This is a genomic window from Cupriavidus basilensis (assembly GCF_029335485.1).
In the GTDB taxonomy this organism is placed as follows: Bacteria; Pseudomonadota; Gammaproteobacteria; order Burkholderiales; family Burkholderiaceae; genus Cupriavidus; species Cupriavidus basilensis_E.
In genome coordinates this window covers 1-20,023 of sequence record NZ_JARJLM010000262.1, presented here as the reverse complement: position 1 = coordinate 20,023, position 20,023 = coordinate 1, and the positions used below count along the sequence as shown (strand labels likewise).

At 67.5% G+C, this 20,023-nt stretch carries 19 protein-coding genes; 10 read left to right on the top strand and 9 right to left on the bottom strand.

The genetic code is table 11. The annotated features are described in order from the left end of the window. The 3 genes from pgl to P3W85_RS15380 form a co-directional block, all read right to left on the bottom strand. Complete coding sequence (gene pgl / locus P3W85_RS15390) at window positions 1-681, bottom strand: 6-phosphogluconolactonase (protein ID WP_276265433.1); 681 nt, start codon at window positions 679-681, stop codon at window positions 1-3. An 82-nt stretch (window positions 682-763) separates the two neighbouring features. Then, window positions 764-2,212 carry a glucose-6-phosphate dehydrogenase gene (zwf, locus tag P3W85_RS15385; protein ID WP_017230207.1) on the bottom strand — a complete coding sequence of 483 codons (1,449 nt, stop codon included), beginning with the start codon at window positions 2,210-2,212 and terminating at the stop codon, window positions 764-766. Window positions 2,213-2,412: 200 nt separating this feature from the next. Further along, on the bottom strand, window positions 2,413-3,210 hold the full coding sequence (locus tag P3W85_RS15380; protein ID WP_276265432.1) for a PaaX family transcriptional regulator C-terminal domain-containing protein: 798 nt from the start codon (window positions 3,208-3,210) through the stop codon (window positions 2,413-2,415). A 227-nt stretch (window positions 3,211-3,437) separates the two neighbouring features. Between P3W85_RS15380 and P3W85_RS15375 the strand changes: the two genes are divergently transcribed. The 3 genes from P3W85_RS15375 to P3W85_RS15365 all read left to right on the top strand — a co-directional run bounded on the left by P3W85_RS15375 (window position 3,438) and on the right by P3W85_RS15365 (window position 6,917). After that, entirely contained in the window at window positions 3,438-4,229 is a 792-nt protein-coding gene (locus tag P3W85_RS15375) for a crotonase/enoyl-CoA hydratase family protein (RefSeq protein ID WP_276265444.1), read from the top strand. Between the two features lie 99 nt (window positions 4,230-4,328). Beyond that, a complete protein-coding gene (locus P3W85_RS15370) occupies window positions 4,329-5,873 on the top strand; it encodes a class I adenylate-forming enzyme family protein (RefSeq protein WP_276265431.1) in 1,545 nt (514 codons plus the stop codon). A gap of 210 nt (window positions 5,874-6,083) precedes the next feature. Further along, window positions 6,084-6,917 (top strand): carbon-nitrogen hydrolase family protein, encoded by an 834-nt coding sequence (locus tag P3W85_RS15365; RefSeq protein WP_276265430.1) that lies wholly within the window; start codon window positions 6,084-6,086, stop codon window positions 6,915-6,917. Window positions 6,918-6,967: 50 nt separating this feature from the next. Here P3W85_RS15365 and P3W85_RS15360 read toward each other — a convergent pair whose 3' ends face one another. Further along, window positions 6,968-7,240, bottom strand: a complete 273-nt coding sequence (locus P3W85_RS15360) for a hypothetical protein (RefSeq protein WP_276265429.1) — start codon at window positions 7,238-7,240, stop codon at window positions 6,968-6,970. Further along, window positions 7,237-8,088: an inositol monophosphatase family protein gene (locus P3W85_RS15355; RefSeq protein ID WP_276265428.1), complete on the bottom strand. Its 852-nt coding sequence runs from the start codon at window positions 8,086-8,088 to the stop codon at window positions 7,237-7,239. The genes P3W85_RS15360 and P3W85_RS15355 overlap by 4 nt, the downstream gene beginning before the upstream one ends. Window positions 8,089-8,189: 101 nt before the next feature. On the opposite strand from P3W85_RS15355, the gene P3W85_RS15350 reads away from it, so the two are divergent. The 5 genes from P3W85_RS15350 to P3W85_RS15330 all read left to right on the top strand — a co-directional run bounded on the left by P3W85_RS15350 (window position 8,190) and on the right by P3W85_RS15330 (window position 12,201). Continuing rightward, window positions 8,190-8,927, top strand: a complete 738-nt coding sequence (locus tag P3W85_RS15350) for a helix-turn-helix domain-containing protein (RefSeq protein WP_276265427.1) — start codon at window positions 8,190-8,192, stop codon at window positions 8,925-8,927. A 417-nt stretch (window positions 8,928-9,344) separates the two neighbouring features. Then, complete coding sequence (locus P3W85_RS15345; RefSeq protein WP_276265426.1) at window positions 9,345-10,493, top strand: GGDEF domain-containing protein; 1,149 nt, start codon at window positions 9,345-9,347, stop codon at window positions 10,491-10,493. 217 nt (window positions 10,494-10,710) lie between these two features. Further along, the gene (locus tag P3W85_RS15340; RefSeq protein ID WP_017230404.1) at window positions 10,711-10,989 is read left to right on the top strand and encodes a hypothetical protein; all 279 of its coding nucleotides are present in this window, start codon (window positions 10,711-10,713) and stop codon (window positions 10,987-10,989) included. A 159-nt stretch (window positions 10,990-11,148) separates the two neighbouring features. After that, entirely contained in the window at window positions 11,149-11,853 is a 705-nt protein-coding gene (locus tag P3W85_RS15335; protein ID WP_276265425.1) for a glutathione S-transferase N-terminal domain-containing protein, read from the top strand. A 51-nt stretch (window positions 11,854-11,904) separates the two neighbouring features. After that, window positions 11,905-12,201 carry a cupin domain-containing protein gene (locus P3W85_RS15330; protein WP_276265424.1) on the top strand — a complete coding sequence of 99 codons (297 nt, stop codon included), beginning with the start codon at window positions 11,905-11,907 and terminating at the stop codon, window positions 12,199-12,201. Window positions 12,202-12,215: 14 nt separating this feature from the next. On the opposite strand, the gene P3W85_RS15325 is transcribed toward P3W85_RS15330, so the two are convergent. The 3 genes from P3W85_RS15325 to P3W85_RS15315 form a co-directional block, all read right to left on the bottom strand. Then, complete coding sequence (locus tag P3W85_RS15325) at window positions 12,216-13,658, bottom strand: purine-cytosine permease family protein (RefSeq protein ID WP_276265423.1); 1,443 nt, start codon at window positions 13,656-13,658, stop codon at window positions 12,216-12,218. An 89-nt stretch (window positions 13,659-13,747) separates the two neighbouring features. Further along, a complete protein-coding gene (locus P3W85_RS15320) occupies window positions 13,748-14,887 on the bottom strand; it encodes an acyl-CoA dehydrogenase family protein (protein WP_276265422.1) in 1,140 nt (379 codons plus the stop codon). Then, window positions 14,880-16,157, bottom strand: coding sequence for a CaiB/BaiF CoA transferase family protein (locus tag P3W85_RS15315; RefSeq protein ID WP_276265421.1), 1,278 nt, complete (start codon window positions 16,155-16,157; stop codon window positions 14,880-14,882). Before P3W85_RS15315 ends, P3W85_RS15320 begins: the two co-directional genes overlap by 8 nt. 155 nt (window positions 16,158-16,312) lie before the next feature. Here P3W85_RS15315 and P3W85_RS15310 point away from each other — a divergent pair, with 155 nt between their 5' ends. Further along, window positions 16,313-17,248, top strand: coding sequence for a LysR family transcriptional regulator (locus P3W85_RS15310; RefSeq protein ID WP_276265420.1), 936 nt, complete (start codon window positions 16,313-16,315; stop codon window positions 17,246-17,248). A gap of 320 nt (window positions 17,249-17,568) precedes the next feature. Here P3W85_RS15310 and P3W85_RS15305 read toward each other — a convergent pair whose 3' ends face one another. After that, the gene (locus tag P3W85_RS15305; RefSeq protein WP_276265419.1) at window positions 17,569-18,873 is read right to left on the bottom strand and encodes an L-fuconate dehydratase; all 1,305 of its coding nucleotides are present in this window, start codon (window positions 18,871-18,873) and stop codon (window positions 17,569-17,571) included. A gap of 161 nt (window positions 18,874-19,034) precedes the next feature. Between P3W85_RS15305 and P3W85_RS15300 the strand changes: the two genes are divergently transcribed. After that, entirely contained in the window at window positions 19,035-20,012 is a 978-nt protein-coding gene (locus tag P3W85_RS15300; protein WP_276265418.1) for a LysR family transcriptional regulator, read from the top strand. Window positions 20,013-20,023 lie beyond the last annotated feature (11 nt).

Here is a 20,023-nt window from a genome sequence, read left to right as displayed (position 1 = left end):
TCAGGCCGAGAAGACATCGGTGCCGTGGCGATGGCGGCTCATCACCAGGCTGACCGGCAACGCCGGGGTCGGGCCCTTGCAGGCGCGCGCGAACACCGCGGCCTTGACCGCGCCCGCGAACGACAGGAAGACGCGATCGGCAGCCAGCAGCGCCGCCAGGTTGAGCGTGACGCGCGCATGCGGCGCCTCTCGCGGATGCGTCACCAGGTAGCCTGGCTGCGTATCGGACAGGGCCCGCTCCAGCTCCGGCGCCTCCGGGAACAGCGAGGCGGTGTGGCCGTCCTCGCCCATGCCGAGCACCACCACGTCGGGCTGGCGCCAGGCCGCGTTCAGCCGCGCGACGGCGCCGGCCGGATCGGCCACCTCGGCGGCATCGGCCACCAGCGGCACAAAGGCCGCCTTGGCTGCGGCGTCGCGCAGCAGGTGCCGGCGCACCAGCGCGCCGTTGCTGTCCTCATGGTCCGGCGGCACCACGCGCTCGTCGACCAGCGTGATGGTGACGGCCTCCCAGCGAACAGTGCGGTGGCGCAGGCGCTCGAACAACGCCACCGGCGAGCGGCCGCCGGACACCGCCAGCACGGCCCAGCCGTTCACGCCGATGGCAAGCGCGAGCGCATGGCCCACCGAGATCGCCATCGCTTCGGCCAGTTCCGCCTCGGAGGTATGTTCGTAGCGTCGCATGGCTCTGTCTCCTGTCAGGGTAAGGGTGAAGGTGAGGGTGATAGGTGGCAAGGGTTGCCAGGAAATCCTGCGCCGGCGCGGCCTACACCTCTTCGTGCCAGAGCGAACCGTCGCGCGACATCAGCGCGGACGATGCGGCCGGCCCCCAGGTGCCGGCGGTATACGGCTTGGGCGGCACGGTGCTCTGGCCCCAGGTGTCGAGGATGGGCTCCACCCAGCGCCAGGCCTGCGCCTGCTCGTCGCGGCGCACGAACAAGCCGAGCCGGCCGCGGATGACGTCGAGCAGCAGGCGCTCGTAGGCGCCCGCGCGGCGCACCTTGAAGGAGTTGGCGAAGTCCAGGTCGAGCGAAGTGGGCGCGAGCGCCACGGTGTCGCCCGGCTGCTTGACCAGGAAGTACAGGCGGATGCTCTCCTCGGGCTGCAGCCGGATCACCAGGCGGTTCTGCGGCGACAGCGTCAGCGGGCGCGGGAAGATCGCATGCGGCACATCGCGGAAGTGGATCACGATCTCCGCCACGCGCGACTGCATGCGCTTGCCCGTGCGCAGGTAGAACGGCACGCCCGACCAGCGCCAGTTGGCGATCTCGGCCTTGATCGCGACGAAGGTCTCGGTATGGCTGTCGGCCGCAATACCCTTCTCGTCCAGGTAGCCCGGCACCGGCTTGCCGCCCACGGCGCCGGCGCGATACTGGCCACGCACGGTCTTCTCGGCCACGTCCTGCGGCGTGATGGGCTTGAGCGCCTTCAGTATCTTGATCTTCTCGTCGCGGATGGCGTCTTCGGACAGGCTGGTGGGCGGCTCCATCGCCACCATGCACAGCAGTTGCAGCAGGTGGTTCTGCACCATGTCGCGCAGCGCGCCGGTGCGGTCGTAGAAGTCGCCGCGCGTTTCCACGCCGAGCTCCTCGGCGATGGTGATCTGCACATCCTGCACCCATTCGCGGCGCCAGAGCGGCTCGAACAGCGCATTGCCGAAGCGGATCGCCATCAGGTTCTGCACCGACTCCTTGCCGAGATAGTGATCGATCCGGTAGATCTGGTCTTCCGCGAAGAACTGGGCCACGGCCGAGTTGATCGCGTCGGAAGAAGGCAGGTCATGCCCCAGCGGCTTTTCCAGCACGATGCGGACATTGGGATGATTGAGGCCCGTACGCGCCAGTTGCTCGCAGATGGGCACAAAAATATGCGGCGCGGTGGCGAGATAGCAGACCACCACCGCGGGCGCACGCTCCAGCACCTTGCGCGCCAGCGCGTCGAAATGCGCAGGCTCGCGCGCATCGGCCTGCACGTAGCTGACGCGGGCCAGGAAGCTGGCCCAGGCCTCCGGCGGCGCATGCTCGAGGCCGGGACGCACGCTTTGCTCCAGCGAGCCGACATAGTCCCCGGTGGAAAGCGGATGGCTGCCGGTGGCAAGAATGCGGGCGGCGGGGTGCAGCAATCCCGCGCGATGCGCATCGAACAGCGCCGGCAGCAGCTTGCGCCGCGCCAGGTCCCCGGTGCCGCCAAACAGCACCATGTCGAAATCGGGCATGCTCACCCTGTACTCCTTGTCTTGGCCAGCGTGAATACGGCGCAAGGTCCCGGAGGGCCCCGAATCAACCGGCGCGCGTCACTCTACTGAGGGCGCGATGCGTCGCATAAGTTCCAGCCAGTTTACGTGAGTCGCCGCCGCTTGGCGAGGCGTGGCCGGCACCAGCCAGCGGCGAACGGGCGCCTGCTCCCGTGCAGGGACTAGCCGCCGAGCAGCCCCACCCACAGCGTGCGCGCCTGCAGCTGATAGGCACGGGTGGCCTCGATCAGGGCGCGGCGGGGCGCCGGGTCCATGATGGCCTCGGGCAGCAGCGGATCGCGCACAATGGCGCGGATGATGGCGCGCACCACCAGCATGGTTTCGCGCGCGCCGGCGTCCGGCGCCATGCGCGCCACTTTTGCGCGGCTGCGCTCGAGCTGGGCCAGCGCGCGGCGATAGGTCGATTGCAGCGTCGGCACGTCCCACAGCCGCGCCATGCGCGCGGCGGTATCCGCATCGAACTCGCGCCCGACGAAGAGCAGGCTCGCGCCGGCCATGCCGAGCCGGGACAGCGTCGCGCGCATGGCCGGGGCACCGCCGGCGAGATTGTCGGGGCGGACATTGATGCCGGCCGCGAGCGGGCGAAAGCCGGACAGCGCCAGCGCGCGCTCATGGTGCCGCCATGCGGTCTTTGCGCTGCGCGCCACGGCGGCGTCCTGCACCACCAGCCAGTTTCCGCTCCACTGCTCCAGCCGGCTTTCCTTTTCGAACCAGTGCTCGACTTCGTCGTAGACCGGATTGCCTTCCGGCACCACCGCATAGCAGCCGCGCTCGGTCTTGACGATGCGGCCTTGCCGCTGCAGCCGCGTCAGGGCCACGCGCACGCTCGGCGTGCCGATGCCCATCACCTCGGCACCGCGCGCCAGCAATTGCACCGGCAGGGCTCGCTCGGGGTGGCCGAAGAGCAGGTCGAGCACCAGGTCGGTGGCGGAAGGCTCGCGGATCTCAATGTCGTGCATGGGTGACGCCGGGGGGCACTGTGGGCAGCCTGGGAACAGGAAACGACGCGGGGCGTCCAGTCAGTTCGGTGAAGGGTAAACGAGAAATATTTCTTTTCATGACACATATATATCATTTAGTGAAATATTCCGGTATTTGGAGAAACACCTAGGCGAACACCCCGGTGAGCCAGGGCAACCCCAGGCAAACCGAAACCAGCCTGCCCACCAACGACGCGACCACGATCATGGACAATCTGCCCAACCCATATGTCAGGACCGAAACCACCGGCCCGGTATATACCATCATTCTGGACCGCGCCGACAAGCGCAACGCCGTGGACGGCCCCATGGCGCTGGCGCTGCGGACGGCCTTTACGCAGTTCGAGTCCGACCCCGCGCTGCGAGTGGCAGTGCTGTGGGGCGCTGGCGGGCACTTCTGCGGCGGCGCGGATCTGTCAGCGGTGGGCGACCCCGCGCGCCGCCACGAACTCGATCCGCAAGGCGGCGGCGCGGGGCCGATGGGGCCTAGCCGGATGGCCTTGTCCAAGCCGCTGATTGCCGCGGTCAGCGGCTATGCGGTGGCGGGCGGGCTGGAACTGGCGCTGCTGGCGGACCTGCGCGTGGCCGAGCGCGACGCGGTGTTCGGGGTCTTCTGCCGGCGCTGGGGCGTGCCGCTGATCGACGGCGGCACGGTACGGTTGCCGCGCATCGTCGGCATGGGCCGTGCGCTCGACATGATCCTGAGCGGCCGCGCGGTAGCCGCCGGAGAGGCGCTGGCGATGGGCCTGGCCAACCGCGTGGTCGAGCCGGGCCAGGCCCGCGCTGCCGCCGAGGCGCTGGCGCATGAGCTGGCGGCGTTTCCCCAGCGTTGCATGCTGGCCGACCGTGCCTCCGCCTACGGGCAGTGGGACCTGCCGCTGGCCGACGCCCTGCGCGCCGAGGGCGCCAATGGCACCCCGGTCGTGTTCGAGGAAGGCATCCAGGGCGCCGCCCGCTTTGTCGGCGGCGCCGGGCGGCATGGCGATTTCTCCGGCTGAAGCGCTCGCCGGAGCTCGCACCAATCCGGGGCGAACGCACCCCGGACCATCAAAGCGTACCCGTTTCTGCGTAAGAAAAAACCAGGGAGAGACAGCACCATGGCACCCACCACGCTTGCGTTGATCCGCCGCGGCGCGGCCCAGCACGGCCCCCGCACCGCCATCGTCTTCGGCGGGCAAAGCCTGACCTTTGGCGAAGTCGATGCGCTTAGCGCGCGCCTTGCCCACGCGCTGCAGGCGGCCGGCGCTGGCCCGGGCGAGCGCGTCGCGCTGCTGCTCAATAACGGCCTGCACAGCATCCCGCTGGACTTCGCCTGCGTCAAGGCCGCGCTCAACCGCGTGCCGCTGAACGCGCGCCTGTCATTGGCCGAGCACCAGCGCATGTTGCTGGACACCGGCTGCCGGATGCTGGTATTCGGCCCCGATCTCGCCGAGCGTGCACAAGCGCTGCGCCAGGCTTTGCCGGAACTCGCCTGCCATGGCCTGGGTGCGAGCCTGGATGGCGGCATCGATCTGCTCGCCGCGGCGCAGTCGCGGCCCGCCACCGATCCTCCGGTGCAGGTCGCCGAGGACGACGTCATCCTGACCTTGTTTACCTCGGGCACCACCGGCACCCTCAAGGCCGCCCGGCATACGCAAGCCTCCTACGCGGCGATCTGCCGCAACGTGCTGCTCAACCTGCTGCCCGCCACGCCCGACGACGCGATGCTGCATGCCGCCTCGCTGATCCATGCCAGCGGCGTGTTCGTGCTGCCGTTCTGGCTGCGCGGCGGCAAGACCGTGATCCTGCCCGGCTTCGAGCCCGCGAGCTTCCTCGCGGCGATCGAGCGCGAACGCGTCACCGCCATCAACCTGGTGCCGACCATGCTGCAGATGCTGGTGAGCTTGCCGGCCATGGCTACCTGCAAGGCCGACGCGCTGCGCTACGTCATCTACGGCGCGTCGCCGATGCCGCGCCCGGTGATCGAGCGCGCCATGGCGATCTGGGGCCAGCACCGTTTCTGGCAGTACTACGGCCAGACCGAGGTGCCCCTGTGCCTCGCCGTCCTGCGCCCGGAGGACCATCACGGCGAGCGGCTCGGCGCTTGCGGCCAGGTGGCGCTGGACGTGGAACTGCGTCTGCTGGACGAAGCCGGCAACGACGTGCCGCCCGGCCAGCCGGGCGAGATCGCGGTACGCGCGCCGTCCAGCGTGGCCGGCTATCACGACGCCCCCGAACTCACCGCGCAGACCTTCCTGCCCGACGGCTGGGTGCGCACGCGCGATATCGGCGTGTTCGATGCCGACGGCTTCCTGCACCTGAAGGACCGCACCTCCGACATGATCGTCAGCGGCGGCTACAACGTGTATCCCGGCGAAGTCGAGAACGCGCTGCTGACACATCCAGCCGTGCGCGAATGCGCGGTGATCGGCCTGCCCGACGAGAAGTGGGTCGAGGCAGTCACCGCCGTGATCGTGCTGCACGCCGGGCAGGCGGCGAGCGATGCGCTGGCGGCCGAGCTGGTCGAGCACCTGGCTGCGCGGCTGGCCTCATACAAGAAGCCGCGCCACGTGCTGTTTGCCACGGAGCTGCCCAAGACCGCGGTGGGCAAGCTGAACCGGCGCGGATTGCGCGACCGCTATCGCGACGGCGGGGCCGCCTGAGCCGGCCGGGGGCGGCAGTGCTTGCGGCAGTACCTGCTCAAGCCGGCGGGAACAAGCCGCCATCGTGCCCGGCGATCGGCGCGGCCAGCCGGGCATCGCCTCGGGGTGGCCGAAGAGCAGGTCGAGCCACGGCCGGTTCCAGCACCGGGACGCGACAAAGCGTACCCGTTTCTGCGTAGCATCCGCGCGCCCCCCGCGACAAGGATCGCCATGTCGCAGCAACCCCATGTCACACTGCGCACTACGCAAGCACTCCCCGCCCTCCCCGACGCCATGACAACCCTGACCATAGCCGCAGCACAGACCACTTCCATTGCCGGCGATATCCAGGCAAATATCGCCCGGCATCTTCGCTTCATGCAGACCGCGGCGGATCATGGCGTACAGTTCCTGGTGTTTCCCGAACTGTCGCTGACCGGCTACGAGCGAACGCTGGCGCGCGCGCTGGCCATCCGGCCGGACGACGCGGTGCTGCACCCCTTGCGCGAATTCGCACAGCATAGCGGCATGATCGCGGTGGTGGGTATACCGGTGCGCGCCGATAACGGCGCCGGCGTATACATCGGCGCGCTTGTGCTGCAAACCAACGGCGAGATCGGCACCTACACAAAGCAGCATCTGCATCCAGGAGAGGAAGCCGCATTTGTGCCTGGTCGCGGCGGCCAGGCCGTCAACGTCGCGGGACATCAGGCCGCGCTGGCAATTTGCGCCGAAATCACGCAACCGGACCATGCACGCATGGCCGCGCAAGCCGGCGCCGGGATCTATGCGGCGGGGATGCTGCTCACCGAAGCCGGCCATGCGCCGGAGACCGGGTTGCTCGCGGGATATGCGGCCGATCACGGCATGGCGGTGCTGATGGCGAATCATGGCGGCGCCACCGGCGGCTGGGAAGCGGTCGGACGCAGCGCCATCTGGGCCGAAGGCGGGCGCGCCGTGGTGGCCGCGCCCGGTCCCGGCAATGTGCTGGTGAAGGCAACGCGCGAAGCGGGCCGCTGGTCGGGCCAGGTGGTGCCGGTGCCAGGCGCATTGCCGGCAGCCTGATCAGCACCGCCTTGCTTCGGCTGCGCTGCGCCAGCCGGTCACGGTCACGGTCACGATTCCAGCTTGCCGGCTTGCTGCCGCGCAATCAGTGCCGCCAGGCGTGGATCGCGCGCTGCGAACACATCGAACAGCCCGAGCGCGGCCAGGCCCGGCAACAAGGCCAGCAAATCCGCTTCGGCCGCCGCGCGGCTGGCGTCGTCGTGCCGTGCATCGCTCAGCACGCGCCAGTTCGCCAGCAGCGCGCCGACGCTGCCTTTGCGCACGGCCAGTCCGTTGGCCTGGACAGTATCGACGCCATCGGGCAACAAGGCTTCCGGCTTCATGCATCCTCTCCCTTCAGCGCGGCACCGAGCACACCATGCATGGCCGGCCCGGCCGCGACAATGCCCTGGCAGCCCCAGCCGAACGGCTTGCCGTCGAGCGCCGTCACGGTGCCGCCGGCCTCGCTCACCAGCAGCGCGCCCGGCAGCCAGTCGTAATAGTCCTGTCCGCATTCCCAGTAGCCATCGATCGCACCGCCGGCCACCAGCGCCAGCAACAGGGACGTGGGCCCATAGGCGCGCAGCCCGAACACCTGCGGCAGCAGGCGCCCAAAGCGGCTGAGAAAGTCCGCGGTGTCCTCGCGCGCCTGGCCCGGCCAGTTCGGGTGAGCGGTGGCGATCATTGCCGGTGCCAGCCTGCCGCGCGCATTGACCCGCAGTGGCTGCCCATCGCAATCGGCGCCCTGGCCGGCCACCGCGCGATAGGTGCGCCCGGTGGCCGGGTCGTGCACCAGCGACAGCGCCGGCTTGCCCTGCACCACCAGGCACAGCGCAATGGTCCAGCCCGGCATGCCGCTGAGGTAATGCAGCGCGCCGTCGATCGGGTCGCAAACCCAGTAGGCGTCCGCGTATTCCGGGGCCTGCCGCGTGCCGCTCTCCAGTTCCTTGTCGGAAAACGGGATCTCCGGCCAGCGCTCCAGCAGGGTCTGTTTCAGTACCTTGCCCACGGCGCCGCTGTGGTGGTCGAAGGCAACGCGCAGCGCCTCGAAATCGGCCGGCGCGCCGCGCGGCTGCTGCGCGCGCAACCGTCTTCCCTGTTCGGCAAGCAGGGCGGTCAGCGTGTCGAGCACGGCGGCCAGCGGCTGCCCGAAGCGGGCCGGGAGGGTCGGGGTATCTGATCTGGCATTCACGATGGATCGCTCCTGGGGTGATGGGTGTGGCCAGTCTATGCATGCGCCCGATTGCCTGCTAACGATAGAATGCCAATTTATGATTCAAATGGGCCATCCCGATGTCGCTACTGGAAATCCGCCCGATCGCGCATCCCGCCTCGCGCGAACAAGTGCCGCACCAGCATGCGCAGGGGCAGCTGTTCACGGTGAAATCCGGCGTGGTCAGCATCGAGGCCGGCGGCGGCCGCTGGCTGATGCCGACCGGCTGCATCGGCTGGGTCCCACCGTACGAAGCCCACGGTGCCCACATGCACGGATCGATGGCCGGCATGAGCCTGTACTTCACCGAAACGTGGAGCCGCGCCTCGATGCCGGCCGCTCTCAAGGTGGTGCGCCTGTCGCCGTTGCTGGCCGCCTTGCTCGATACGCTGGCCCGGGCCGAGCCGCCCGCCGGGCCGGCGCGCGAGCACTACCTGGCGGTCTTTGCCGACGACTTCACCCGCCAGCCGGCGCAGACCCTGTTCCTGCCCATGCCGCAGGAACCTCGGCTGCTGCGCATGGCCGCTGCGCTGCTCGCCACCCCCGACGACAACACCGGCCTGGACGGCTGGGCCGGGCGCATCGGCATGGCCCGCCGCACCCTGACCCGCCGCTTCCAGGCCGACACCGGCTGGAGCCTGACGCAATGGCGCCAGCAGCTGCGCATGCTCACGGCCATGGAACGCCTGGCCGCCGGGGAAAGCGTCACCGCCGTGGCGCTCGGCCTCGGCTACACCAGCGTCAGCAGTTTTATCGCCTTGTTCCGCCGCTATACCGGAATGACGCCGCGCGCATACCTGGCGGCTGGCCGGGATTGAGGCCCAGCAGGGCAACGGCGCCGCCCCGGCACCTGAGCAGCCTGTCAGAATGAATTCCAATATTCACAGCAGGCAACGCGGACAATCGATCCGATATGGCGGCCCCTGGACACAGACTGTTGCGTAATTTGCAGAAAATAATGCCGAATATCCATTACGTCCGGCTTATGAAATATTTGAAAGAATTCGGCGCCTCGGTAGTAATTCGGATTGCATTCCCCCCAATCGCCGGGGTTCTCCCGATTTCTCGTTTTCCATAGTCCGGACAACGCTCGCGCCAAGGCATAATTGAAACGTACGGCCAAAAGTCACATCGGCTACCGTGCAGGCAATGGCCATGTTCCTGAACAGAACGGCAGGATGCCGGCAGACGGATCGATGCATTCAGACTGCGATATTGAAGCCAAGGATTGGCCCATGCCTTTTAAAATTGATCTGGCCACCGTACTCTTGCTTCACACCACGTCGCTGATCGCGGGAGCCCTGGGCATCCTGAATATAAGGCGGAAATCGCCGGTATCGCGGGGGCTCGGCAGGCTGGCCTTCGCGCTGACGAGCCTGGCATGCGGCGCCACCCTGGCGGGCCTGGGCGAGCAGGCCGCGATACCGCACTGGCTATGGACCCATCTGAGCCTGCTGCTCGGCACCAGCGGCTATGCACTGCTGTGGGCCGGCATGCGCGCCATGAGCGGCCGGCGGCGTGCGCTGCGCTCGGTGATCGTGCTGGTGCCGGTCGTCTGGTTCCTGGCTGGCATCGTCACCGAGTTCACGGCGACCGACGCGCTGCGGGCCAGCGCATTCCACCTGACCGCGGTGTCGTTCCTGGCCGCGTCCGCCGTGGAGATCTGGAAAGACCGGCGCAGCGAGCCGCTGCACTCGCGCCTCGCCCTGGTGGCTTGCCTGGCCGCCAGCGCGGCCATCTATGCGACGCGGCTGGTCTGCATCGTTGGCGATATACGTACGTCGTTCGACATGGCCACGGCGTTCTTCCTGCAGATCTTCTGCAATTTCGCCATCGCCATCCTGGTCATCGCGCTGGCAAGAGAACGTGCCGAAGCCGATCTCCGGCTGGCGGCGCAAACCGATGCGCTGACCGGGGTGGGCAACCGGCGCTGGTTTCTCGAGCGCCTGCCCCCCAGGCCACTGCCCGGCAGTGCCGTCGCCATCCTCGACCTGGATCGCTTCAAGGAGATCAACGACCGCTTCGGCCATCCCGCCGGGGACCGCGTGCTGACCGCATTTGCAAAGACCGTGCAGGGGCACTTGCGCAAGGGCGATGTCTTCGCAAGGTACGGCGGCGAGGAATTCGTGCTTTTCCTGCCGGCAGTCAGCGCAGGCAGGGCGATGGAGATCGCGGAGCGGCTGCGCAAGCGCGCCGAAGGGCTGGCGATCGATATCGACGGACTGCCGGTGCGCATCACCGTCAGCATCGGCATCGCCTGGGTCGATACCGGCACCAGGCCATGGGAGGCCTGGATCCAGGCTGCCGACCGCGCCTGTTACGCCGCCAAGCGCGCTGGCCGCAACCGTGTGACGCGACATGACGGGCAGGCCATGGCTGCCTGAACAGGCGTGGGCGCGCCTCAGGGCTTCGGGAACCCATAGTCCCTCTACCCGGCAGATCCGCGTCCTGCGGGCCTCATGCCAGGTCTCGCGGCCCAGTCTCTGCGCCTGCCGGTGGGGTGAGGCCAAGCCGGGCAGGAGACGCACCCTCGGCAAACAAGCAGCAACCCATCCGCTCTTGTATGCTACGGCTATTGCCGCCGATGTTGGTAGACCAGCCATGAGCCACAAATCCCGGAGCCTGCTCCAGTCGGTTTTCAGTCACCCGCTGAGCAACAATATCCACTGGCGCGAGGTCGAGACCCTGCTCCAGCAACTCGGCGCGAGCGTCGAGCCGATCCAGGGCGCCCGCTTCAGGGTCGTGCTCAACCAGTACGAGTTCTACCTCCACCATCCGCACCACGGCAACGTCTGCGCCAAACAGGAAATCAAGCACCTGCGCGATTGCCTGGTGGCCGCGGGCGTCAGCCCGCCGGTCGACGACGACAAGCCGAAGTGAGCCCGCGCCCGGCCAGACCGGAACCATGACGGCAGCCTTCCCTGCCCGCCCGGGCGAGCAGCGGCCGCCAGACGCCGGCCGCCCCCCATCAACGGTGTGATGCCTTGAGCCTTGCACCTTGCGCCTTGCCCCCCATTGCTTCAGCCAACCGGAATCCCCATGACCGCTTTGTCCGACTTTCCCATCACCACCAAATGGCCCGCGCTGCGTCCGGACCGGATCCAGCTGTATTCGCTGCCCACGCCCAACGGTGTCAAGGTCTCCATCATGCTGGAGGAGACCGGCCTGCCCTACGAGCCGCACCTGGTGCGCTTCGATACCAACGAGCAGTACTCGCCGGAGTTCCTGTCGCTCAGCCCCAACAACAAGATCCCCGCGATCCTCGATCCCAACGGGCCGGACGACAGGCCGCTGGGCCTGTTCGAATCCGGCGCCATCCTGCTCTACCTCGCCGACAAGAGCGGCAAGTTCATCCCGCAGGACGCCGGCGGCCGCTACGAGACCATCCAGTGGCTGATGTTCCAGATGGGCGGCATCGGCCCGATGTTCGGCCAGGTCGGGTTCTTCAACAAGTTCGCCGGCAAGGAATACGAAGACAAGCGCCCGCGCGACCGCTACGTGGCGGAAGCCAGGCGCCTGCTGGCCGTGCTGGACACCCGGCTGGCGGACCGCGCATGGATCATGGGCGACGCCTACACCATCGCCGATATCGCCACCTTCCCGTGGGTGCGCAACCTGATCGGCTTCTACGAAGCCGGCGACCTGGTGGGCATCGGGGATTTCAAGCATGTGACACGCGCGCTCGAAGCCTTCCTGGCACGGCCCGCGGTGGTGAGAGGCCTGGATATTCCGAAGCGCGTATGAACGTGCCAACCCGTCGGATGTGGATCGACGATCAACATTGGAGCCATGCCGGTGCCGCTGATTCAGTTTGATGCCCTCGCGTCGGATTTGCCGACGGTGTGGAAATCGTCGGTGGTGGGGCAGGTCGGCCCCGCCCGCATCAAGGTTCTCCGCATGGACGCACAGCCCTATGAAGCCGAGACGCACGACTACAACGAGGGCCTGTTCGTGGTGAGCGGGCAGTTGATGCTACAGGTCGAAGCCGAAACCGTGGTGGTCCGGCCAGGGCAGATGTACCTCGCCCCGGCCGGGGTCCCGCATGCCGTGCTGCCGGGCAGCCATGGCACGCTGGTGATCGTCGACGTCTGATCTCGTGGACCCGCTCAGCCTCCCGTGGCCTTGGCCGCGCCAGGCTCGTCCGGCAGGATCAGGGCCTTCGGGACCTGGTCCAGTCTGGCCCGCGAAACAAGGTAGTAGAGCAGGGCCGGCACCAGCAGGCCCACGATCCACGAGATGTCGACGCCGCCCAGCGCCGCTACCCACGCGCCGGTGTAGAAGCTGGTGGCAATCAGCGGCATCTGCACCAGCACGCCCAGCGCGTAGACCACGATGCCCGCCATGTTCCAGCGGCCGTAGCGCCCGTCCGGATCGGAGAGCGCCGGCACATCATAGCGCTCCCGGGTAACGAAGTAATAGTCCACCAGGTTGATCGCGCTCCACGGCGTGAAGAAGGCGAGGAGGAACAGCAGGAAGGCGGAGAACTCCTTCAGGAACGCGCGCTCGCCGGCCAGCGCCAGCGCTGTCGACAACCCGACCATCAGCAGGATAAAGCCAAGCCGCGCGCGGCTGGAGATGGTGCGCTGCCCGCCAAAACCCGTGATGATGGCCGCCACCGACATCACGCTGCCATAGGCATTCAGCGTGGTGATGGTGAGCTTGCCCAGCGCAATGGTCAGGTACAGCAGCGCCGCCACGGCCCCGCTGGCGCCGAGGCCGACGATGAACGATACCTCGTGTCCGGCGAAACGGTCGCCTGCCAGGGCCGCGGCAAACACGCCGAACACCATGGAGACTTGCGCACCCAGCACCGAACCCGCGCCCACCGCAAGGAACGTCTTGAGCGCAGAGGTAGAGCGTGGCAAATAGCGGGAATAGTCGGCCACGTACGGGCCATAGGCAATCTGCCACGAAGCCGACAAGGACACTGCAAGCAGGAACGAGCCCACCGTGAAGTGGCGGTTCTGCAGCAGCGCACCGATGTCGTGCCCATGCAGCAGGCTGGCGAACAGGTAGAGAAAGGCCAGCACGCCGACGATGCTGGAGATGCGGCCCATCGTATGAATGGTCCGGTAGCCGAGCGCGGCCAGCATCACCACCAGTGCGGCGAACACGAGAATGGCGCTCGTACTGCCGATGCCAAGGAAGTGGCCGAGCGCCTGGCCGGCCAGCACCATGCCGCCGGCGGAGAAGCCCACGTACATGATGCAGACCAGCACCAGCGGGATAATGGCGCCGTAGACGCCAAACTGGACGCGGCTGGAGATCATCTGCGGCAGCCCCAGTTGCGGGCCCTGGGCCCCATGCAGCGCCATCACGGCGCCACCGATCACCTGGCCAACCAGCAAACCCGCCAGCGACCAGAAGACATCGCCGCCGAGCACCACCGCCAGCGCCCCCGTTACCACGGCGGTCACCTGCAGGTTGGCGCCGAGCCACAGGGTGAATTGGCTGAACAGACTGCCGTGCCGCTCCGACTCGGGGATGTAATCGATCGAGCGGCGTTCGATCAGCTTGCGCGGGGCCGCGCCGGATCCTGGGGCTTCCATCTCTGTCTCCTGAATATGTTGTGCGCTGCCATGCGGCGGCCCGAGGGACGCCGATGGGCAGTCGGTTGCCGAGAGGGGTGGGCGATCGCCTAGCGGAGCAAGGACCGCGCAATCACCGTGCGCTGGATCTCGGAGGAGCCTTCGTAGATCCGCAGGATGCGCGCATCGCGCACCAGGCGCTCCAGCGGCATCTCGCGCGTAAAGCCGTAGCCGCCGTGGATCTGCAAGGCCGTATCCGTCACGAAGGCCACGGTTTCGGATGCGTAGAGCTTGGCCATCGAGGCGTGGTCGGTGAAGGGCTCGCCGGCCCCGCGCATGACCGCGGCCTGCAAGGTAAGCAGCCAGGCGGCTTCGAGCCGTGTCTTCATGTCGGCAAACATCCACTGCAGGCCCTGCTTGCGCGACAGCGGTTCGCCGCCAACCTCGCGCTGCCTGGCCCAGTCGACCGCCGCTTCGAGCGCGGCCTCCGCAATGCCGAGGCTGGTGGCGGCCACGTCCAGGCGACTGTTGTCCAGCACCTTCATGGCCGTGCGAAAGCCGCTGCCCTCTGCGCCAAGCCGGTTCGCGGCCGGGACGAAGCAGTCGAGCGCCACTTCGTGCGCGGGTGCGCCGCGGATGCCCATCAGCTTTTCAGCCGGGGCAACCTCCACCCCCGGCGTCTTCCGGTCGACCACGAAGGCGCTGATACCGCGCGTCCCCGCCTCGGGATCGGTCTTCGCGTAGACCACGATGAAATCCGCTGCGTCGGCATTGGAGATGAAATGCTTCACACCGCGCAGGCGGTAGCCATCGCCCTCCGGAGTGGCGCGCGTCGCCATGTCCGCGGGATTCGACCCGGCCCGTGGCTCGGTCAGCGCAAAGGCGCCAAGCTTCGCGCCGGCCGCGGCGTCGGGCAGGTAGCGCTCACGCAGGCTGTCGTCGCCGCCGATCAGGATCGAATCGGTGGCGAGGTAATGCGCCCCGATCATCGAGGAGGTGGAGGCGCAGGCCCTGGCAATCTCGACCAGCGACAGGATCAGCGCAACGGGAGAAGCGTCGATGCCGCCCCAACGCTCCGGCAGGTTCATGCCCATGATGCCGAGTTCGGCAAGCAGCGGAACATAACGCGTGGTCGAGGCTTCGTCGCGGTCGATCTCGGCCGCCTTCGGCGCCAGTTCGCTGCGGGCGAACCGCCCGATGGCATCGCCGATCTCGAGGTCGGCCGGCTGCACGCCCAATCGTTTATGCATGTTGATTCTCCATGTTGGTGTCTTCCGGTGTTGTGCCAGCGCCCGGGCGATGGTGCGCGGCAGGCTTGAGCGCTTCAGGTCCCAGCGCCCCGCTCGCGCGCAGGGCCGGCACGGCGTCGCCGGCGATGCCGAGGGTTGCCAGGATGGCGTCCGTGTGCTCACCCAGCGCGGGAGCGGTGGTCACCCGATTGGCGCGGTAGCCGGAGAACTTCACGGGCTGCGAGGGCAGGCGGACCTTGCCGCCGCGCGCATCCGGCACCTCGGTCAGCAAGCCGCGGTAAGCGGCATGGTCGCTCTCCATCGCCTGTTTCACATTGCGGATGGGGGCGACTGGAATGCCCGCGGCGCTAAGCAAGCGGTTCACTTCCTCGACCGTGCGCGTGGCGGACCATGCCTCGATGCATGCCCGCAGATCGGCCTCGGCGCTGCAGCGCGAGTGATCGTCGGCGAAGCGCGGATCGGCGGCCAGCTCCGGCTGGCCGATGGTGCCGGCAAGCGTCTGGAACAGCTTGTTGTTCAGCACCGCCACCACGTAGAAGCCATCCGCGGCACGATACGCGCCGAACGGCGCGGACGACGGGTGGCGGTTGCCGACGCGGCGCGGGGCCAGCCCGGTCGCGGCGTAGCGGGCGACCAGGGTGGCGCTCAGGCTCAGGGTGGCATCGAACATCGACACATCCACATGCGTGCCCCTGCCGGTCTTCTCCCGCGAGAGCAGGGCCGCCAGCACGCCCCACGAAGCAAAGAGGCCGCTCACCACATCCGACACGGCTTCACCCAGCAGCGTGGGCGTGCCGTCCGGCGCGCCGGTGGCGTCCATCAGGCCGCACATCGCCTGCAGGATGATGTCGTAGGCCGGCCGATGCGACTCCGGCCCGGTCTGGCCGAAACCCGACACGCTGGCATAGACGAGCGAAGGATTCAGCTCGCGCAGCGCCGCGTAGCCGATGCCCAGCTTCTGCGCGACGCCCGGGCGGAAGTTCTCCACCACCACGTCGGCCCGCTCGCACAGCGAACGCGCCAGCGCCAGGCCGGCTTCCGCCTTCAGGTCGATGACGATGCTCTGCTTGTTGCGGTTCATGGCGGAGAACAGGCCGCTCCGGCCATCCACGAAGGGGCCGACCGCGCGGTAGTCGTCACCGCCCGGCGGCTCGATCTTGATCACCTCGGCGCCGAGGTCGCCGAGCAGGGCCGTGCAGTAAGGCCCGGCAAGCACGCGCGAAAAATCGATCACGCGGATGCCGGCAAGCGGCAGGTCAGGATGGTTCACTTCACACTCCTCCAGGTAGCCAGGGCAGCCTCGCCAGCGTGGTATCGCCGCCGCGAGGGCGATGCAGCGCGGCGTGCTTGCCGATGCCATGATTCTGGTCAGCCATGGCTATCAAGTAAAATATTGATATCTACTATCACCTATACGATTTCTTGATGAGAATCTCCTTGCGCCTGTTGCGCTATTTCGCGGCGGCGGCGCAGGCCGGGAGCACCACGTCAGCGGCCCGGACGCTGAACGTCTCGCAGCCCTCGATCTCCGTTGCCATTCGCGAACTCGAAGCGCTGTTCGGAGAAGAACTGTTCGCGCGGGACGCCGGATCGCGGATGACGCTGACCCGCTTCGGCGTGCGCAAGCTGGCCGAGGCGCGGCAAATCCTCGCCGCGGCGACTGCGTTCGAGGCCGACGAGAGCGGCGACGCCGCCTCTGGCGAGGTCCATATCGGGGTATTCCGCACGCTTGCCCCGGTCTACCTGCCCGTGCTGCTGCGGATCGCGCGCGCCCGTTTTCCCGATCTGGCGGTGCGCTTCGTCGAAGGCGATCTGGCGCAGATCGAAGACTGGCTGCACGGCGGCCATATCGAATTCGCACTGACCTACGACGTGGGCTTGCCCAGCGGGATCGAGCGCGAATGCATCGCCGAACTGCATCCGTACGGACTGGTCCCTGCCGGCTCGAAGCTGGCCAGGGGAAGGGGCGGGATCTCCCTGCGGGAGCTGGCCAGCGAACCGCTGATCCTGATCGACCTGCCGCACAGCCGCGATTTCCTGATGGCGCCGTTCTGGCAGTATGGCTTGCAACCGGAGATCCGCTATCGCGCCACCTCGCTGGAACTCGCGAGGAGCATGGTGGCGAACGGGCTGGGCGTATCGCTGCTGATCACCCAGGCGCCGTCGGCGGCCCTGACAAGCGGCGTGGTCGAAAGGCCGATCCGTGAAGAAACCATCCGGCAGCCGCTGGTGATCGCCCGTGCGGCTCGCCTGTCGCGTACGCCTGCGGCGGAACTGCTGGCCGAATGCGTGCGCGAGGCGGTGCATGAGGCGATGGCCGCGCGGGTGGGGAAGGGCAGGCGCGGACGGATGCCGGCCTGATCCGGACGATGCGACCGTGGAAGACGGCGGCTGATCTGCAAGCTGATGAGCCTGCTGCTTGTGCCGGTTATCCGCGGGTAGGCAGCGGAGCCGGGAAGCCCACGTTCTTCCAGTGATGCGCCGATCTGCCAAGGCACGAAGCCGTTCTGCCCATCGCCATGGATCTCGCCCCTGGTGCGCTCGCCGGAAGGCACCCTGAGCATCGGCACAAGGATGCGTTCCCCGGTCTCGTCGACTCCTATGGTGGCGAAATCAAGGTCGGCGCCTACAGCGGGGTCGACAGCAGTCCATATACGATGCAGGCGCCGGTGCGTGCTTCATCAGCTGCCGGACCAGACCGGTCCGTGCGGAAACCGGTAGCGCTCGAGCGTGTCGGCATGCATCTCGATGCTGTAGCCCGGGCGTTGCGGCGGCATATAGCGGCCGTTGCGGATCACCACCGGCTCGATGAAGTGCTCGTGCAGATGGTCGACGTATTCGAGCACCCGGTTCTGCAGCGAACCCGATACCGCGATGTAGTCGAACAGCGCGATGTTTTGCACGTATTCGCACAAGCCGACGCCGCCGCCATGGGGGCAGACCGGGATGCCGAACTTTGCCGCCAGCAAGACGACGATCAGGACTTCGTTGAGGCCGCCGAGGCGCGCCGCGTCCAGCTGGCAGAAATCCAATGCCTGCGCCTGGAACAACTGCTTGAACATCACGCGATTGTGGCAGTGCTCACCGGTAGCCACGCCAATCGGTGCGATGCGCCGGCGGATCTCGGCGTGCCCGAGAATATCGTCCGGGCTGGTCGGCTCTTCGATCCACCAGGGATCGAACGCTGCGAGGCGACGCATGGCATCGACCGACTGATCCACGCTCCAGACCTGGTTGGCGTCCATCATCAGCGTTCGATCCCAGCCGATCTCCTCGCGCAGGATCGTGGCGCGGCGCATATCTTCCTCCAGGCCGGCGCCGACTTTCTGCTTGAAGTGCGTCCATCCCGCCGCGACGGCATCGCGCGCCAGCTGGCGCATCTTGTCTTCCGGGTAGCCCAGCCAGCCCGCGGCAGTGGTGTAGCCCGGGTAGCCTTGCTCGCGCATCTGCGCCTCGCGCCGTGCTTTGCCCGGGGCCTGGCGGTGGAGCAGGGCGACCGCTTCCTCCGGCGTAAGGGCATCCGTCACGTAGCTGAAATCCAGGCAACGGACCAGCGCTTCCGGCGTCATGTCCGCCAGCAGCTTCCATACCGGCTTGCCGGCCGACTTTGCCCACAGATCCCAGATGGCGTTGACGATAGCCGCGCTCGCAAGGTGGATCACGCCTTTCTCCGGGCCGAGCCAGCGCAACTGGCTGTCGCCGGTGGTAAAGCGGCGCCAGAAGGCGCCCATGTCCGAGGTGATTTCGTCGAGGCTCAGCCCCACCACCAGCGGGGCCAGCGATTGTACGGCGAGAACGCAGATCTCGTTGCCGCGGCCGATGGTGAAGGTCAGGCCGTGGCCTTCCATCCCCGGGGCATCGGTATGCAGCACCACGTAGGTCGCCGAATAGTCCGGAGCGGCATTCATGGCATCGGAGCCGTCAAGGGTTCTGGACGTCGGAAAGCGAATGTCGTGGACGCTGAGGTGGGCAATTCGAATGCGCATGGGACGCTCGGCTGGTTGGTTGTGGGGGTTGGTTGTGGGAGCCCTCCGGGACATCCGGAACGTCAGGGGGGTTCTGGGACGCATCGACTGTACAGCCCCTATCGATACCTGCATAATCGTGTTTTCATATATATCGATACCAAAATTCGTATCTTTTCCATGTGAAGCCCGAGCCGATCGAAACCGCCGCGAACGCGTTTGCACCGCTGAAGATATCGAGCCGGCAGATCGCCTTGATCAACGCGCTGGCGGAGCACCGCAACCTGCGCCGGGCGGCCGCGGCGATGCACACCACCCAGCCCGCGGCCAGCCTGTTGCTCCAGCAACTCGAGGAGAGACTCGGCGTCCAGCTGTTCGAGCGCCTGCCCCGGGGCATGGAGCCGACGCTCTACGGCGAGGTCCTGATCCGTTTTGCCCAAGGGGTGATGCACGAATTCGGCCATGCGGAGGCCGAAATCGCGGAACTGGCCAGTGGCGCCTCCGGACTGGTGCGTATCGGCACCGTCATGGGACCGGTGCCGGCGGTCCTGACGCGCGGGCTGCTGGCATTCAAGGCGGCCAACCCGAAGGTCCGGATTTCCATCGAGGTCGGTACCAGCGACACCCTGCTGCCATCCCTGATCCGGGGAGACTTCGACGTGGTGCTGGGCCGCCTGCCCGATCGGCTCAGCCATCCGGACCTGGACATTGAACTGTTCGAAAAGGGCGAGCAGATGCGAGTGATCGCCCGGCCGGACCACCCGTTGGCCAGGATCGATCCGCTGACCCTGCGCGACCTGGTGCCGATGACCTGGATTCTTCACCCGGTAGGCAGTCCGATGCGGTTGAGGGTCGAGCGTGCCTTGACGCAAGCGGGCATGATCGAGCCCCTGGATATCGTCGAGACCGCCTCCATTCTTGCCACCACCGCCATGATGGAAAGCTCCGACATGATCTCCGTGGTGCCGAACGAGGTTGCGCAGCACTACGCCCGCTATGCGATGGTGTCCGTGCTTCCCGTGGCGTTGCCCGTGCCGATGGTCAATCTGGGGCTGCTGACCCGGCGCTCGCGGCCCATGTCGGCAGCGGTGCGCGGTGTGCTCGGCTATCTGAAGGAGCACGGCAGGGACGGCGAGGCTGGAAGCTCCGATCCACGGTAGACGATCCGGCG